Here is a 15,198-nt window from a genome sequence, read left to right on the forward strand (position 1 = left end):
GCGGACGTTGATGAAAGCGAAAGAAGTGCAGGGCGCGGTGATCTTCCGCGCCGGCGCCTTCCGGCGCCGCATCGCCTGGGTGTTTGCGCTGCAGTTCGTCGCGGTGGCGATCGTCTGCGTGATGGGCACGTACGACCAGGCGCCGTTGCCGGCAGTGATCGCGGTGATCGTGATCGTCACCGGGCTGGCCTGGCTGGCGACGCGCCGCGAATGGCAACCGGTGAGCGCGCTGGCGCGCCTGATCAGCGAGTGGCGCGACGGCCAATCCGACCCGGCCGCGCTGCGCCCCGAGCGGCTGTCGCGGCGCACCGACGCCGACCTCGCGATGCTTGCGCGCGGGCTGCACGGCTTCGCCTCGCGCATCGCCGACTACGGCCAGCGCGAGCGCAACTTCACCCGCGACGCCAGCCACGAGCTGCGCACGCCGCTCACCGTGATCCGCATGGCGGTGGACATGCTGGCCGACGAGACCGGCCTCGGCGACTCCGGGCGGCGTTCGGTGCGGCGCATCCACCGCGCCACGCGCGAGCTGGAGGCGCTGGTCGAGGTGCTGCTGATCCTCGCGCGCGAATCCGATCCCGGCGGCGCCGTCGAGCGATTCGTGGTGAACGACGTGCTGCGTCGCGAGCTGGAGACCGCGCGCGACCTGATGGCGGGCAGCCCGGTGGAACTGCAGCTGGAAGAGCCGGCGCGCTTCGCGCTGCGCGGCTCGGTGCGCGCGTTCTCGGTGCTGTGCTGGCAGCTGATCCGCGATGCCTGCCAGCATGCCGGGACGGGGCGGGTGGTGGTCACCGTGCTGCCGGATGCGATCACCGTGAGCCATGCATCGGGCGACGCCGCCGCCCGCAGCGGCAGCGAGCGGCTCAGCTTCGAGCTGGCGATCGCCCAGCGCATCAGCGACCGCTTCGCCTGGCCGCTGGAATTGCATGCGCCGGGCAAGCCGGGCGTGGCCCGCGTGCGCTTCCCGCACACCTTGCCGGTGGCGGCCTGAAACATCGCGGGAGCAGCGCACCCGGTGCGCGATGGGCCCCTCGTGAAGACGCCAGCGCGCGCGGGTGCGCTGCCACAGGACTGCCCGGGCGCGATTATCGCTGCAGCGACGGACTCACCGCGAATGCGCAGCCGGTTTTCGCCTTCACCTCGTCCAGCGTCACGCCGGGGTTGAGCTCGGTCAGGGTGAGGCCCTTGCCCTTGGCCACCTCGAACACGGCGAGGTCGGTGATGATCAGATCCACGCACTCCTTGCCGGTGATCGGCAGCTCGCACTGCTCCTTGATCTTCGGCGTGCCGTCCTTCGCGCAGTGCTCCATCAGCACCACCACGCGGCGCACGCCGCTGACCAGGTCCATCGCGCCGCCGGGACCCTTCACCATCTTGCCGGGCACCATCCAGTTGGCGAGGTCGCCGGTGGCGGAGACCTCCATGCCGCCCAAGATCGACAGGTCGATGTGGCCGCCGCGGATCATCGCGAACGAATCCGCGCTGGAGAAGAAGCTGGAGCCGGGCAGGGTGGTGATGGTCTGCTTGCCCGCGTTGATCAGGTCGGGGTCGACCTGGTCCTCGGTGGGGAACGGTCCGATGCCGAGCAGGCCGTTCTCCGACTGCAGCACCACGTCCATGCCCGCGGGGATGTAGTTCGCCACCAGGGTCGGGATGCCGATGCCGAGGTTGACGTAGAAGCCGTCGCGCAGCTCCTTCGCGGCGCGCTGCGCCATCGCGGTACGCGTGGGGTTTTCCTTGCCGGTGTTCGCGCCGGCGAGCGTGCGGATCTCGATGCGCTTCTCGTACTTCGCGCCCTGGATGATGCGGTCGACGTAGATGCCCGGCACGTGGATGTTGTTCGGATCCAGCTCGCCCACCTCGACCAGGTGCTCGACCTCGGCCACGCAGACCTTGCCGCAGGTGGCGATCATCGGGTTGAAGTTGCGCGCGGTCTCGCGGAACACCAGGTTGCCGAGGCGATCGCCCTTCCATGCCTTGACGATGGAAACGTCGGCATGGATCGCCTCCTCCAGCACGTACTCCTTGCCGTCGAACACCTTGGTTTCCTTGCCCTCGGCCAGCTTGGTGCCGAACGCGGTGCGGGTGTAGAAGCCCGGGATGCCGGCGCCGCCGGCGCGCAGCTTCTCGGCCAGCGTGCCCTGCGGGGTGAGGTGCAGCTCCAGTTCGCCGGCCAGCACCTGGCGCTCGAACTCCTTGTTCTCGCCCACGTAGGAGGCGTACACGCGCTTCACCTGGTGGGTCTTCAGCAGCGGGCCCATGCCGAAATCGTCCACGCCGGCGTTGTTGCCCACGATGGTCAGCCCCTTGGTGCCGGCTTCCAGCAGCGCGCCGATCAGGTTCTCGGGGATGCCGCACAGGCCGAAGCCGCCGGCGGCGATCGTCATGTCGTCGAACAGCAGGCCGTCGAGCGCCCTGGCAGCCGTTGCGTAGACCTTGTCCATTGCCTTGCCTTCATGCAGGGGAATCAGCTGCCTAGGATACGACGGATTGCCGCCGGACCGACTCGTACCAGGGTCGCAGGTCGTTCCGAAGCGGGCCCGCCCGGGCTTGACGGTATGCATTTACGCATGTAAACATCGATTCACTTACACGCGTAAACGGTGACGCCATGGCGATCAGTGAAGCCGAGGCAGTGGTGATGGAGGTGCTGTGGGGCGCGGCGCCGCGCAGCGCCGAGGAAATTCTTGCCGAGGTCGGGCCGGCGCAGCATTGGCAGGAAGGCACGGTGAAATCCCTGCTCAACCGCCTGCTGAAAAAGAAGGCGGTGAAGGCCGAGCGCGACGGGCGCCGCTACCTCTACACGCCGCTGCTGAGCCGCGAGAAATACGTGTCGCAGGAGAGCAAGGGCCTGCTCGACCGCCTGTTCGACGGCCGTGTGGCGCCGCTGGTGGCGCACTTCTCCGAGCAGCGCAAGCTCACGAAGAAGGACATCGCCGAACTGCGCAGGCTGCTCAGGGAGCTGGACGATGAGTGAGATCCAGTTGCGGAGCCTCGAAACACTGGCAATGGCGTGGACAGCCCGAGGCTGGCTCGCCCTGCTGGCGTTCACCGCGGCGGTGCTGGCGCTCGCCGCGCTGCGCAGGCCGTCCCGCCGCTGGTTCGGTGCGGAGCGTGCGTTCCAGCTGTGGCTGCTGCCGCCACTGGCCCTGCTGGCCAGCCAGCTGCCGCACGCCGGCGTGGCGTCGGCGCCGTTGCCCCCGCTGTTGTACACGATCACCTCGGCGGCGGGCACGGCGCTGCCGCAGGCGGGCGCCGGCGACGGTTTCGACTGGCGCGCCATGGCCCTGCTGCTGTGGCTGGGCGGCCTCGCCGCGGTGCTCCTGGCGGCCGTCGCGGCGCAGCGCCGCTACCGCAGACGCCTGCGCGGCGCCGTGCCGATGGCCACCGCGTCGGTGGGTTGGCCCGTGCTGCGGGCCGTGACCGACGACGTCGGCCCGGCCCTGGTCGGCGCATGGCGCAGCCGCATCGTGCTGCCCGCGGATTTCCTCCAGCGCTACGACGCCACCGAGCAGGCGCTGATCCTCGCCCACGAGCGCGCGCATGCGCGGCGCGGTGACGGCTGGTGGTGCCTGGTCGCGCAGATGCTTGCCGCATTGCTGTGGTGCCACCCGCTGGCATGGTGGGCGCTGGCCGCGCTGCGCCACGACCAGGAACTCGCCTGCGATGCCGCGGTGCTGCGCGAACACGGCGCGCAACGCCGCAGCTACGCGAATGCCATGCTGAAAACCCGGTCGGCGGCACTTGCGTTGCCGGTGGGCTGCAGCTGGTCTCCCCGTCACCCACTCACGGAGCGCATCGCCATGTTGAAGCAGCATGAGCCGGGAAGGCTCCGCCGCAGATGCGGTTCGCTCGTCGCCTTGAGCGCCGCACTCGCGGTTGCGGGCAGCGTCTACGCAGCGACGCAACCGGCGGCGCCGGCGAAAACCGCAGGGCAGGCGGACGTTGCGGAACGCTACACGTTGAAGCTGGTGCTCGGGGTAGGGAGCGAGCCGCCGCGCTATCACGGCACGTTTTGCCTGAAACCGGGGCAGTTCTTTGACATGACCAATACCAACCTTGGCAGGCTGCCGCCCTGGCACGGACGCTTCACCGTGGTTCCCGCCGAACACGGACAACTGGAGATCCAGGCCACCATGAGCGGCGGTCCGTTGGCCGGGCCCACCAACCCGAGGATTCGCATGCTGCCCGGGCAACAGGGGACCATCCAAGTGGGCAGGAAGCTTGCGGACAAGGATGGCAGGGTCGCCGAGGATGAGACGATCAGGATCGATCTGACGCCCAGCGTCGGCTGCTGAATCACGCGCGGCGTGGCCGGCGCGGCTCGCTATACTTTCCCGTCAGTCCTCAGGGAAAGAGCCCGTGAAGCCGCGCCGCCTGCTGCTTGCCCTTGCCGCCTTCGGAGTCGCCGCGATGAGCCACGCCGCCGTGCCGCCCGTGCTGGTGATCCACGGCGGCGCCGGGGGCGTCAAGCGCGACCTCACCCCCGCGAAGGAGAAGGCGATACGCGCGGCGCTGACGAACGCGCTGCAGAGCGGCTACGCCGAACTGAAGGCCGGCAAGAGCGCGGTGGACGCGGTGAGCGCGGCGATCGTGGTGCTGGAGGACGATCCGAACTTCAATGCCGGCAAGGGTGCGGTATTCACCCACGACGGCAGGAACGAGCTGGACGCGGCGATCATGGACGGCGACAGCCGCCGCGCCGGCGCCGTGGCCGGCGTGGAACGGATCAGGAACCCGATCCTGCTGGCGCGCGCGGTGATGGAGAAGACGCCCTACGTGATGCTCTCCGGCCACGGCGCCGAGGCGTTCGCGCAGAGCATCGGCATGCCGCTGGTCGATCCCTCGTATTTCCGCACCGAGGAACGCTGGCAGCAGCTGCAGCGGGCGCTGAAGGAAGACGCCGCCGGCAAGCCGCACGCCGACGAGGAGACCGCGAAGCACTTCGGCACCGTGGGTGCGGTGGCGCTGGACGCGCAGGGCCACCTGGCGGCGGGCACCTCCACCGGCGGCATGACCGACATGCGCTGGGGCCGCATCGGCGACTCGCCGGTCATCGGCGCGGGCACCTACGCGAACAGCGACTGCGCGGTGTCCGGCACCGGCTGGGGCGAGTACTACCTCCGCACCGTGGCCGCGCATGCGATCTGCATGCAGGTGAGCGAGATGCGCGTGCCGATCAAGCGCGCTGCGGCGGTGGTGATCAACCAGGAGATCCCCGCGCTGGGGGGGAATGGCGGCGCGATTGCGCTGGACGCGCACGGCAACATCGCGATCCCGTTCAACACCGACGGCATGTACCGCGGCTGGATCGACGCCAGCGGCGTGCCGCACGTGGCGATCCGCGGCGACGAGGACGACGGCACGTCCGTGCCGCCGGCGCCCGCGCCGGCCGACAGCGCGGACGATGCCGGCGACGAGCCGTAGGAGCGCATCCTGCGCCTGGATCGCCCGGGCCGGGGCCTGGCGAAGGGCTTTCGCGCACAGGGTGCGCCCCTACAAGAGTCTGCGCAGCTGCGCCTCGCCGAGTTCGCCGCTGATGCCCTGCCGGCGGCCGTCGGCGCGGATGATCTCGGTGCGCGGCGTCTCGCCGCCCCAGTCCGGGTCGATCAGGAAATCGATGCGCTCCGGCGAGGCTTCCGCGTAGGCGCGTGCCGGATAGCCGTCCATCCGCATGGCCTTGAGCCGCGCGGCGATCTCCGCGCTGCGCGCGATGCTCTCGGTGGCCACCGTGACCAGTTCGACCTCGTGCGGATGCGCGCGCTGGAGTTTTGCCAGCGCCTGCATGTTCGCCTCGCAGTAGGCGCAGTCGAGTGCCCACACGGCGAGGATGCGCACGCCATGGGCGGGCGGCTTGAGCAGGACAGACAGCTCGCCCGCGGACAGCGGCGTGGGCGTGCCGGCAAGGGCGGGAACCGGCAGCGCCAGGGCGAGCAGCGCGGTGAGGACGTGGCGACGCATCACGGCACCCCGGCGGGGATCAGGCGGAAGCCGGCGGCGGTGTTCCATGCCACGTAGGCGCGGCCTTGCCGCAGCAACAGTTGCGGCGAACCGACCGCGGCAGCGGAGGTGGCGATGGCGTGCGGCGCGCCGAAGTGCAGGCCGCCGTCGCCGGAGGCGCGCAGCATCAGCGCGTAGCCGCTCGCGTCCACCTGGTTCCAGGCGACCCAGACCGTATTGCCCTGCACGGCCACGTCGGCGTGGCTGGCGCCGGGGCCGCCAAGCTTCAGCACGTGCCGCGGCGGATGGCCGGGGTCGAGCTGGCCGTACCACACCGCGGGACCGTGCCCGGCCGCGTACCACACCGCGTGGCGCACGCCATCCGCGGCGACCGCGAGGCCGGGGCCGTGGTGCGGGCACGCGGCGATCCGCCAGTCGTCGAAGGTGGTGCGTGCGGGGTGGGCAGCCTTGCCGTCGGTGGGCAGCAGGGCGAACGCGTGGTCGCGGACGTCGGCGCCGTAGACGCCGCGGAAGAAAGCGGCCACCCTGCCTTGCGGCGTGCGCGCGAGCGCGATGCGGCAGCATTCGCAGGAGTGGTCCATGAGCTTGCGCTCGGGCATGAAGCTCCGGCCGCCGTCGTCTGACCAGCTGTAGTACACCGCGGCGCCGGGGTAGGGCCGGCCCTGCACCTGCGCCGCTTCCAGGTCGCGTTTGTCGATCCATGCGATCACCACGCGGCCGTGGCCGTCCACCGCCAGCGCGTCGAAACGGTGGGTGATCTCGGCGCGGTCGTGGTGCACGGTGACCGGTGCGGCGAAGTGTGCGCCGCCGTCCGGCGAGCGGGCGAAGCGCACGAAGCCGGTCCAGGGCTTCGCCCGCGGCTGCGACCAGCTCACGTAAAGCTCGCCATTGGGACCGAACGCGATCTTCGGCCGGTTCTCGCCCTCGTCGTAGATCGGCTCGGCCACGGCGTTGACGTCCGCCGGTGCGCTCAGCGTCTTGCCGAGATCGTCGGAGTGGCGCAGCCGCACGTGGCCGTCCGCGGCGTCCACCACCCACAGCCGGCCGTGCGCGTCGAACGCCGCGCTGGCACCCAGCCCGGGTCCGCGAGGCATCGTCATGCCGGGCATGTCGTGGGCGAGGGTGGCGGACGACAGCAGGCATAGCAGGGCGAGGATCGGCGTGCGCATGGGCGTCCCGGCGGCTTGGTTCAGAGTTCCCAGTGCAGCTCGCCGAACCAGGTGCGGCCGGCGTAGGGATGGTAGACCCAGTAATGCTCGTTGCCGAGGTTGTCCACGCCCAGCGCGGCCGTCCATTGCGGCGCGAAGCGCCAGCGCAGTTTCGCGTCGGCCACCGTGAAGCTGCTCACCGCGCCGTAGGTGTCCACGACGTCGCTGTTGTCCAGCGTGCCGTACTGGCGGCCGGAACGGCGCAGGCCAAGCGAGGCGTCCCAGCCCGGCGCGAAGCGCCAGTCGGCGAACAGGCTGGCGCGCAGGCGCGGGATGCGAGGGAACGCCTTGCCGTCCGCCGCCGGGAACTGCCGGTCGCGCAGGGTGATGGCCTGGTTCCAGGCGGCGCTGGCGGTGAGGTCCACGCCCGAGCCGCCGATGTCGCTCAGCGCCAGTTCGCCCTCGACGCCGCGCGTGCGCACCAGGCCGATGTTCTGCACGTTGGTCACCGGCACCGGCAGCGTGAGGTCGGCCTGCGTGTACAGCGTGTCGGCCACGCGATCCTGGTACAGCGACACGCGCCAGTGCCCGTGCGGCAGCGTGCGGAGCAGGCTGAGGTCGCTCGACCAGTCGCGTTCGGGCCGAAGGTCCGGGTTGTTGTTGACGATCGCGCTGCCGGAGACCGAGCCCTGGAACAGTTCCTCGACGGTGGGGTAGCGCACCGCCTTGCCGAAGGACAGGCGCAGCTGCCAGTCGCAGGCGAGGTCCCAGTTCAGCGTGGCCTTGGGCGAGAAGTCGCTGCGCCGGCGCGAGGGGTAGTCGAGCGCGGTGCTGGCAGCTGCCCGCAGGCCGTCCCAGGCGCGCCACCGTTCCCAGCGCCCGCCCAGGGTCAGCGCCCAGGCCTCGGCGAAACTCCACACGTCCTGCAGGTAGAACGCACGGGTCTGCGTGCGGCCGGCGTAGGCGCCGACCTGCGGGCCGTCGGCCGGGCCCAGCCAGTCGCTGGCGGCGCGCACGCGCGAATCGAGCCGGTAGCGGTCGAGGTGGGCGCCGGCGTACAGCAGGTTCCCGTCGCCCAGCGGTCCGGAGCCCCGCAGGTCGGACGTGCTCCAGCCCGAGCCGCCCAGATCGGCCACCGTGCCGGGGCCGCCCCGGGCGCCGCCGGCGGACGGACCGGCGGCATCGTGTTCGAGGTTGTGCCGGTAGTCGTAGCGGCTGGCCACTGCCTCCCAGTGCCAGCCGTTGCCGAGCCTGCCGCTGAGCTCCGCGCCGTAGAGCACGTGGGTCTGGTCGAAGGCGCTGGGGGCGAGGCCATTGGCGGGCAGCGTCCAGGGCCGGCCGTCGGCAAGGATGCCGCCGATGTACACCGGACGGCCGGCGGCGTCGCGGATCAGGCTGCGGGTGGCGTCGTAGGCATGGTTGTGCCACCAGCCGAGCGTGAGCAGCGCGCTGATCGCAGGGGTGATGTCCACACCCACCTGCAGCGCCGCCTGCGTCTGCCGGGTGTGCTCGATGCTGTTGGCGCCGTAGATCAGGCGCGGGGTGCCGTTGGGGTTGCGGTCCGCCGTGGCGCCGGTCACCGGCACGGCGCCGGCTGCGCTGCCGCCGGCTTTCGCGATGGCGTACTGCATCGGCTGGCCGTGGTTGTCGAGCCGGTTGAGCGACAACAACCAGCGCCAGCGGCCCTGCCGGTCGCCGAGCTGGGCGGCGAGCCGGTGGCCGTCGTGGCGGCCGCCGGCGCCGTAGCGGTCGCCGTAGTCCTGGCTGAAGTATTGCGCGTCGGCGCTGGCGATCAGCTGCTCGGGCAGGCGCGTGTGGATCAGCACCGTGGTGCCGATCGAGTTGCCGGGGTACAGCGCGGAATAGGGTCCGTACAGCACGTCCACCGCGCCGATTTCGGCGGGCGCCACCATGCCCCAGCGCGGCGCGCCGTCCCAGCCGTTGCTCATCAGGTTGGAGAGCAGGAGACCGTCGGCGTACAGCAGGCTGCGTGCGCTCTGCAGGGTGCCACTGTTGCGGCCGCTGATGGTGGCGTTGGGGTCGCCGATGTAGCGCTGGCGCACCTGCAGGTTGGGCGCATAGCGCAGCGCATCGGCGCTGTCGGCGAGGTTCTGCTGGCGCAGGCGCCGGCGGGAAATGCGCACCGCCACGCTGGGCACGTTCAGCACGGCGGTGTCGCTGGCGTGCACGTGCACCGGCGCCAGCGTGGTGGATTGCGGTGATTCGACGGCGGATGCCGTGCCGGCGGCGGCCAGCAGCAGCGCGAGGGGGAAACGGACGTCCAAGCGGAAACCTTTGACCCAGGTCCAAGGTTTCAGTCTAGCCACCTCCTGCGGCGGCGACAGATGGCGGGTTGTCGCAGTCCCGGCCGATCAGCCCTCGCCGTCGGGCCGCTCGCGCACGGGATGCTTGCCCAGCTTGCGCTGCAGGGTGCGCCGGTGCATGCCGAGCCGGCGCGCAGTCTCGGAGATGTTGCCGTTGCATTCGGTGAGCACGCGCTGGATGTGCTCCCACTCCAGCCGGCGCAGTGCCAGCGGCGCCTCGGGGGCGTCGGGCAGATCCTCGTCGTCGCCTTCCGCGCCGCCGTCGCCGTCCAGCAGGGCGCGCACCACGGCGTCCGCGTCCACCGGCTTGGCGAGGTAATCGTGCGCACCGCGCTTGATCGCCTCCACCGCGGTGGCGATCGAGGCGTAGCCGGTGAGCAGCAGGATGCGCATGTCCGACACCAGGGTGTGCAGCTCGGGGATCAGCCGCAGGCCGTTCTCCTCGCCGAGCTTCAGGTCGAGCACGCAGTAGCGTGGCTGATGGCGGCGCGCCAGCATGCGCGCGTCGCCCAGGTTGGTGGCGGAGATCACCTCGAAGCCGCGCGAGGTCAGCGCGCGGGTCAGCACGCGCACGAAGGTGGCGTCGTCGTCGACCAGCAGCAGGGGACGCGCGGCGGAAGGGTAGGCTTGCTCGTTCATGCGGGAGAATCCGGGGTGGCGGCTGTGCACATTCTTGCCGCATGCGGCGGAACTTGCACGCGCGGCGTGCGTTCAGTGCCGCGAGATCACCGCCAGCGGCAGGCGCAGGCAGACCACCGCACCGTCGTCGCTGTTGCGCGCCACCAGCTCCCCGCTCAGGCGCTCGGCGGTGGCCACGGCCAGGGTGAGGCCGATGCCCAGGCCGGTCTGTTTCTGCGAATGGCCGAGCCGCGCGTTGCCCTCGGTGCTGGCGAAGCCGGGGCCGCGGTCGATCACCAGGAACTGCAGCCAGTCGCCTTCGCGTTCCACCTGCAGCAGCACCTCGCGCGAATCGCGCTGGGCGGAGGCGTCGGCGGCGTTGTTCAGCAGGTTCAGCAGGGCGTGGCGCAAGCCGGGCGGCACGCGCAGCGGCAGCGGCGCGATGTCTTCGTCCAGCTGCAGTTCCAGTTCGGCTTCGGGGCGCAGCAGCTGGAAGCGCTCGGTGCAGCTGTGCAGGAACTGCGCCACGTCCAGCCGCTCGGGTTCCTGCGAGAGCTGCGCCTGGCCGAACGCCACCATCTCGCGCAGGATGTCGCGGCAGCGGTCCACCTGGCCTTCGAGCAGGGAGAGATCCTCGGCCAGCCCGGTGTCGCCGGCGTGTTCGCGGCGCAGTTCGGGCAGCAGGGTGCGCATGGTCGACAGCGGCGTGTTGAGCTCGTGCGCGGCGCCGGCGGCCTGGGTGGCGATCGCGAGGATGCCCTCGTCGCGCAGCGCGCGCTCGTGCACGCGCTGCATCGCCAGCTGTTGCAGGCGCAGCGCGCGCGCCAGCCGGTTGATGAAGAAGCCCAGCAGCAGTGCGGTGATGACGAAGTTCACGCCCATGCCGATCACGTGCAGCGAAAAGCCGTGGTCGTGCATGCCGTCCAGTACCGGCAACGGCACGTACCAGAGCATCAGCACCAGGTAGGTCGCTCCGGCGAGCGCGGCCACCGCAAAGATGGCGCGGATCGACAGCGCGGCCGCGGAAAGCGCAATGGGCACCAGCAGCAGCGTGACGAAGGGATTGCTGGCGCCGCCGGTGAAGTACAGCAGCACGCCCAGCACCAGGGTGTCGAGGCCGATGTGGGCGATCGTCTCCGATTCGCTCACCGGCCATGGCCGGCCCAGTCGCCACGCCGCCAGCACCGAGAACACCGCGAGCAGGCCGATGCAGGCCAGCAGAGGCAGCAGCGGTATCGCCAGATGCAGCCAGAGCGAGCAGACCAGCACGGCCACGCTCTGGCCGCCGATCGCGCACAGGCGCAGCCACGCCAGCGCGCGTGCCAGCGCGAACGGGCCGATGCGGTTCTTGATCGGGCGATGCGACATGCGGTCCGTCCCGTTGCCGTGGGTCCGCCGCCGTGCGGCGGCGGACCGGCCGGATCAGGGCGTGTCGAACTCCTCGCTGCGCACGGCGGGCAGCGGCTCGCGGCCTGCCGCCACGTCGGCGTGGCTGGCGGACAGCTTCTTCATCATCGGCAGCATGGCCAGCGCGATCGCGGTGCAGGCAACGCCGGCGAAACCGAGCTTGTCGAACAGGTCGATGTAGATCGGCAGCGACACCACCGGGTCGGTCACGTCCTTCGGCACGTGCGCGAAGTTCGCCACCACGCTGCCCAGGTATTGCGAGATGCCCGAGGCCACGTAGTAGGCGCCCATCATGAAGCCGCCCATGCGCTCGGGCACGTAGCGGGCGATCATCGCCAGGCCCAGGCCCGACACCAGCAGCTCGCCCAGCGAGTAGAAGCCGTAGCCCCACACCATGGTCCACGAGGACACCTGGCCGCCCACCGCGAAGCGCGCGCCGAGGCCGTACATGAAGTAGCCGATCGCCACCGCGGCGAAGCCCCAGGCGAACTTGGCCGCGATCGACGGATCCCTGCCCAGCTTGCCCAGCGTGTTGTAGACGAACACCAGCACCGGGCTCAGCACCACGATCCAGATCGCATTGAGGTTCTGGAACTGCTCGGGGATCCAGTTGAACAGGTGGAAGCCGAACACGCCGAACGACAGGTCCACGTTCTTCTGCGCGAACAGGTTCAGCGAGGTGGACATCTGCTGGTAGAAGATGAAGAAGAAGATGGTCTGCACCACCAGCACCAGCGCGGCGATCAGGCCTGCGCGTTCGTCGCGGTGGCTGTTGGAGATCAGGTAGCCGAAGATGAAGAGCAGCACCACGCCGGCGGCGTACACGCAGATGCGCGCCACCAGCTCGTTGTGCAGGATGAAGGCGGAGACGAACACCAGCGCCGCGGCGCCGCCGAGCATTGCGGCGAAGCGCGCGGGCTTCACCGGTTCGTGGTCGGCGGGCGAGCCGATGTGCTTCAGGGTGCGGCTCATCAGCGCGTAGTTCGCCAGGCCCAGCAGCAGGCCGATCGCGCAGACGCCGAACGCGGTGTGCCAGCCCCAGTCGTCGCCGTAGTGTTCGCCCACGTAGTCGCGGATCCACGGCGTCAAGGTCATCGAGATCATCGAGCCGACGTTCACCGCCATGTAGTAGATGGTGAACGCGCTGTCGATCTTGGTGTCGTCGCCCTCGTAGATCTTGCGCACGAGGTTGCCTGCGTTCGGCTTGAACATGCCGTTGCCGACGATGATCACGCCCAGCGCGAAGTACAGGAAATTCGCGTTGTCGGTGGGAATCCACAGCAGCGCATAGCCCAGCATCAGCACCATCGCGCCCATGCGCATCGTGCGGCGGGTGCCGATCAGCCGGTCGCCCACCCAGCCGCCGATCGCCGGCGTCACGTAGATCAGCGCGGCGCCCGCGCCCCAGACCAGGTTCGCCTTGATGTCGACGAAGCCGAGCTTCTTCATCATGTAGGTGACCATCAGCACCTGCATGCCGTAGAAGCCGAAGCGCTCCCACATTTCGATGAGAAAGACGGTGCTGAACGACCGCGTCTGCGAAACGGGCGGATTCTGGATTGCCATGCATCGATTCCGTGCTGAGGATTACAACGGCCGCGCGAGCGCGGCCGGCGAGTTGCGGTACCGACAGGCGCCACAACCGCCGCAGGGTACCCCATCCGTTGCGGTGGCCTCGTTGCAGCGCAATATGCAGCGCGCAAGCACGGTAGCGGCCTGTGGCATCATCGCCGCCTCGTCCCGCGCCGCGGGCATCGTCCGCAGGAGACCCGTTCGTCATGCCCAGCCACGGATTCCGCGGCCACCCGCGCCAGCTCTGGAACGCCCTCCGCTGGTCGATGCTTGGCCTGCGCGCGGGCTGGCGGCACGAGGCCTCGTTCCGGCTGGAGGCGATGCTGGCCGTGGTGCTGATCCCGCTGGGCCTGTGGCTGGGGCAGGGCGCGCTGGAGAAACTCGCCCTGGTGGGACCGGCCTTCCTGGTGCTGTCGGCCGAGCTGCTCAACTCCGCGATCGAGGCGGTGGTGGACAAGGTCAGCCCCGAATTCCACGAACTGGCCGGTCGCGCCAAGGACATGGGCTCGGCCGCGGTGTTCCTGCTGCTGGTGCTGATGGTGCTGAGCTGGGTGTTGGTGCTGGGCTTGCGCTGAGCGCCGGCTCCGCGATTGCGCCGCGGGTTCCGGGATGCTGCAATGGCGCCCTCACCGGAATGGAGCCACCGCCATGAAACTGCTGCGCAATCTCGTGCTGTTGCTGTTGGCCGTCGGCCTCGCCGGTTGCGGCTACAACGCCATGCAGCGGCAGGACGAGGCGGTCAAGGCCGCTTGGTCGGAAGTGCTGAACCAGTACCAGCGCCGCGCGGACCTGGTGCCGAACCTGGTCGCCACGGTGAAGGGCTATGCCCAGCACGAGGAGAAGGTGTTCACCGAGGTGGCCGACGCGCGCGCCAGGGTGGGCAGCATCCAGGCGACGCCGGAACTGGCGAACGATCCCGCGGCGCTGGCGAAGTTCCAGGCGGCGCAAGGCCAGCTGGGCAACGCGCTGTCGCGCCTGATGGCGGTGAGCGAGAACTATCCCAACCTCAAGGCCGACGGCCTGTTCCAGAACCTGCAGGCGCAGCTGGAAGGCACCGAGAACCGCATCACCGTGGCGCGCCAGCGCTATGTGCAGGCGGTACAGCAGTACAACGCGCTGATCCGCACCTTCCCGAACAACCTCACCGCCAAGATGTTCGGCTACACCGTGAAGCCGAACTTCAGCGTGCAGAACGAGCAGGCGATCTCCACCGCCCCGAAGGTCGACTTCGGCGGTGCCGCGCCGGCGCCCGCCGCCTCGGCACATTGACATGATCGCGCGCCGCCCGCGGGCGCTGTGGGCATGGCTGCTGGCAGCGGCGCTGCTGCCGGCATTGCTGCATGCCGATGCCGCCGTGCCGAAGCTGGCGCGGCACGTCACCGACCTCACCGGCACTCTGAGCGCGCAGCAGGTGGACCAGCTCGATGCGCAGCTGGTGGCGCTGGAAAAGGCCAAGGGCGCGCAACTGGTGGTGCTGATGGTGGGCAGCACCAAGCCGCAGGACATCGAAAGCTATTCCCTCGACGTGGCGATGGCCAACAAAGTCGGCCGCAAGGGCGTCGACGACGGCGTGCTGCTGCTGATCGCCAAGGACGACCGCGCCGTGCGCATCGAGGTGGGCGCAGGCTTGGAGGGGGCGATTCCCGACGCCGCCACCGCACGCATCATCCGCGAATACATCGCGCCGAAGTTCCGCACCGGCGACTACTACGGCGGCATCCAGGATGCAGTCGGCGCACTGACCCAGCTGATCGACGGCGAGCCCCTGCCGCCGCCGGTGCAGGGCGCGCCGCACGAACGGCGGGGCCTGGACCTCAACAGCCTGCTGGGGGTCGGCTTCTTCGTGTGGATCTTCCTGCGCGGCGTGCTGGGGCGCACGCATGCGTTCGTGCGCGCACCGGTCGGCGGGTTGATCATCGGCGGCCTGTTCTGGCTGATGGCCTCCATGGGCATGGGCATTTTCGGCGGCATCGTGGGCGGGCTGCTGATGCTGCTGCCCGCTGGCGCCGGCCGCTCGATCGGCGGTGGCGGCTGGGGCGGGTTCGGCGGCTGGGGCGGCGGCGGTTTCGGTGGCGGCGGTTTCGGCGGAAGCGGCGGCTTCGGCGGCGGCGGATTCAGCGGAGGCGGCGGCAGCTTCAATGGCGGCGGCGCCTCGGGGAACTGGTGAG

Annotated in this window: 14 protein-coding genes; 7 read left to right on the plus strand and 7 right to left on the minus strand. The window is 70.2% G+C overall.

Annotated elements, in window-relative coordinates; genetic code table 11:
- Nucleotides 1–10 precede the first annotated feature (10 nt).
- Nucleotides 11–991, plus strand: coding sequence for a histidine kinase dimerization/phospho-acceptor domain-containing protein (locus ACQGNW_RS10520; protein WP_426663108.1), 981 nt, complete (start codon nt 11–13; stop codon nt 989–991).
- Nucleotides 992–1,085: 94 nt separating this feature from the next.
- Here ACQGNW_RS10520 and ACQGNW_RS10525 read toward each other — a convergent pair whose 3' ends face one another.
- Entirely contained in the window at nt 1,086–2,444 is a 1,359-nt protein-coding gene (locus tag ACQGNW_RS10525; RefSeq protein WP_426663109.1) for a 3-oxoacid CoA-transferase, read from the minus strand.
- Between the two features lie 167 nt (nt 2,445–2,611).
- On the opposite strand from ACQGNW_RS10525, the gene ACQGNW_RS10530 reads away from it, so the two are divergent.
- From ACQGNW_RS10530 to ACQGNW_RS10540, 3 genes are all read left to right on the plus strand, one after another.
- Entirely contained in the window at nt 2,612–2,977 is a 366-nt protein-coding gene (locus tag ACQGNW_RS10530) for a BlaI/MecI/CopY family transcriptional regulator (protein ID WP_426663110.1), read from the plus strand.
- The gene (locus tag ACQGNW_RS10535; protein ID WP_426663111.1) at nt 2,970–4,298 is read left to right on the plus strand and encodes a M56 family metallopeptidase; all 1,329 of its coding nucleotides are present in this window, start codon (nt 2,970–2,972) and stop codon (nt 4,296–4,298) included. Before ACQGNW_RS10530 ends, ACQGNW_RS10535 begins: the two co-directional genes overlap by 8 nt.
- Before the next feature lie 64 nt (nt 4,299–4,362).
- A complete protein-coding gene (locus ACQGNW_RS10540) occupies nt 4,363–5,427 on the plus strand; it encodes an isoaspartyl peptidase/L-asparaginase family protein (RefSeq protein ID WP_426663112.1) in 1,065 nt (354 codons plus the stop codon).
- A 69-nt stretch (nt 5,428–5,496) separates the two neighbouring features.
- On the opposite strand, the gene ACQGNW_RS10545 is transcribed toward ACQGNW_RS10540, so the two are convergent.
- From ACQGNW_RS10545 to ACQGNW_RS10570, 6 genes are all read right to left on the minus strand, one after another.
- Entirely contained in the window at nt 5,497–5,961 is a 465-nt protein-coding gene (locus ACQGNW_RS10545; RefSeq protein WP_426663113.1) for a thioredoxin domain-containing protein, read from the minus strand.
- Nucleotides 5,961–7,130, minus strand: a complete 1,170-nt coding sequence (locus ACQGNW_RS10550) for a sialidase family protein (RefSeq protein ID WP_426663114.1) — start codon at nt 7,128–7,130, stop codon at nt 5,961–5,963. The genes ACQGNW_RS10545 and ACQGNW_RS10550 overlap by 1 nt, the downstream gene beginning before the upstream one ends.
- 20 nt (nt 7,131–7,150) lie before the next feature.
- Nucleotides 7,151–9,394: a TonB-dependent receptor gene (locus ACQGNW_RS10555; RefSeq protein ID WP_426663115.1), complete on the minus strand. Its 2,244-nt coding sequence runs from the start codon at nt 9,392–9,394 to the stop codon at nt 7,151–7,153.
- Between the two features lie 87 nt (nt 9,395–9,481).
- Nucleotides 9,482–10,072 carry a response regulator transcription factor gene (locus ACQGNW_RS10560; protein WP_426663116.1) on the minus strand — a complete coding sequence of 197 codons (591 nt, stop codon included), beginning with the start codon at nt 10,070–10,072 and terminating at the stop codon, nt 9,482–9,484.
- Nucleotides 10,073–10,144: 72 nt separating this feature from the next.
- The gene (locus ACQGNW_RS10565; RefSeq protein ID WP_426663117.1) at nt 10,145–11,419 is read right to left on the minus strand and encodes an ATP-binding protein; all 1,275 of its coding nucleotides are present in this window, start codon (nt 11,417–11,419) and stop codon (nt 10,145–10,147) included.
- Nucleotides 11,420–11,473: 54 nt separating this feature from the next.
- Nucleotides 11,474–13,024 carry a peptide MFS transporter gene (locus tag ACQGNW_RS10570; protein ID WP_426663118.1) on the minus strand — a complete coding sequence of 517 codons (1,551 nt, stop codon included), beginning with the start codon at nt 13,022–13,024 and terminating at the stop codon, nt 11,474–11,476.
- Between the two features lie 212 nt (nt 13,025–13,236).
- Between ACQGNW_RS10570 and ACQGNW_RS10575 the strand changes: the two genes are divergently transcribed.
- The 3 genes from ACQGNW_RS10575 (at nt 13,237) to ACQGNW_RS10585 (ending at nt 15,197) form a co-directional block, all read left to right on the plus strand.
- On the plus strand, nt 13,237–13,605 hold the full coding sequence (locus tag ACQGNW_RS10575) for a diacylglycerol kinase (RefSeq protein WP_426663119.1): 369 nt from the start codon (nt 13,237–13,239) through the stop codon (nt 13,603–13,605).
- 73 nt (nt 13,606–13,678) lie between these two features.
- Complete coding sequence (locus ACQGNW_RS10580; RefSeq protein WP_426663120.1) at nt 13,679–14,299, plus strand: LemA family protein; 621 nt, start codon at nt 13,679–13,681, stop codon at nt 14,297–14,299.
- A 1-nt stretch (nt 14,300) separates the two neighbouring features.
- On the plus strand, nt 14,301–15,197 hold the full coding sequence (locus ACQGNW_RS10585) for a TPM domain-containing protein (RefSeq protein WP_426663121.1): 897 nt from the start codon (nt 14,301–14,303) through the stop codon (nt 15,195–15,197).
- Nucleotide 15,198 lies beyond the last annotated feature (1 nt).

The sequence above is a fragment of the Rhodanobacter aciditrophus genome (assembly GCF_050026795.1).
In the GTDB taxonomy this organism is placed as follows: Bacteria; Pseudomonadota; Gammaproteobacteria; order Xanthomonadales; family Rhodanobacteraceae; genus Rhodanobacter_A.

Excerpts from the sequence above, each read along its gene's own strand:
- ACQGNW_RS10575 (WP_426663119.1), top strand. The coding sequence starts at position 13,237 with ATGCCCAGCCACGGATTCCGCGGCCACCCGCGCCAGCTCTGGAACGCC.
- ACQGNW_RS10545 (WP_426663113.1), bottom strand. The coding sequence starts at position 5,961 with ATGCGTCGCCACGTCCTCACCGCGCTGCTCGCCCTGGCGCTGCCGGTT.
- ACQGNW_RS10525 (WP_426663109.1), bottom strand. The coding sequence starts at position 2,444 with ATGGACAAGGTCTACGCAACGGCTGCCAGGGCGCTCGACGGCCTGCTG.
- ACQGNW_RS10570 (WP_426663118.1), bottom strand. The coding sequence starts at position 13,024 with ATGGCAATCCAGAATCCGCCCGTTTCGCAGACGCGGTCGTTCAGCACC.
- ACQGNW_RS10520 (WP_426663108.1), top strand. The coding sequence starts at position 11 with ATGAAAGCGAAAGAAGTGCAGGGCGCGGTGATCTTCCGCGCCGGCGCC.
- ACQGNW_RS10580 (WP_426663120.1), top strand. The coding sequence starts at position 13,679 with ATGAAACTGCTGCGCAATCTCGTGCTGTTGCTGTTGGCCGTCGGCCTC.
- ACQGNW_RS10530 (WP_426663110.1), top strand. The coding sequence starts at position 2,612 with ATGGCGATCAGTGAAGCCGAGGCAGTGGTGATGGAGGTGCTGTGGGGC.
- ACQGNW_RS10535 (WP_426663111.1), top strand. The coding sequence starts at position 2,970 with ATGAGTGAGATCCAGTTGCGGAGCCTCGAAACACTGGCAATGGCGTGG.
- ACQGNW_RS10550 (WP_426663114.1), bottom strand. The coding sequence starts at position 7,130 with ATGCGCACGCCGATCCTCGCCCTGCTATGCCTGCTGTCGTCCGCCACC.
- ACQGNW_RS10585 (WP_426663121.1), top strand. The coding sequence starts at position 14,301 with ATGATCGCGCGCCGCCCGCGGGCGCTGTGGGCATGGCTGCTGGCAGCG.
- ACQGNW_RS10565 (WP_426663117.1), bottom strand. The coding sequence starts at position 11,419 with ATGTCGCATCGCCCGATCAAGAACCGCATCGGCCCGTTCGCGCTGGCA.
- ACQGNW_RS10560 (WP_426663116.1), bottom strand. The coding sequence starts at position 10,072 with ATGAACGAGCAAGCCTACCCTTCCGCCGCGCGTCCCCTGCTGCTGGTC.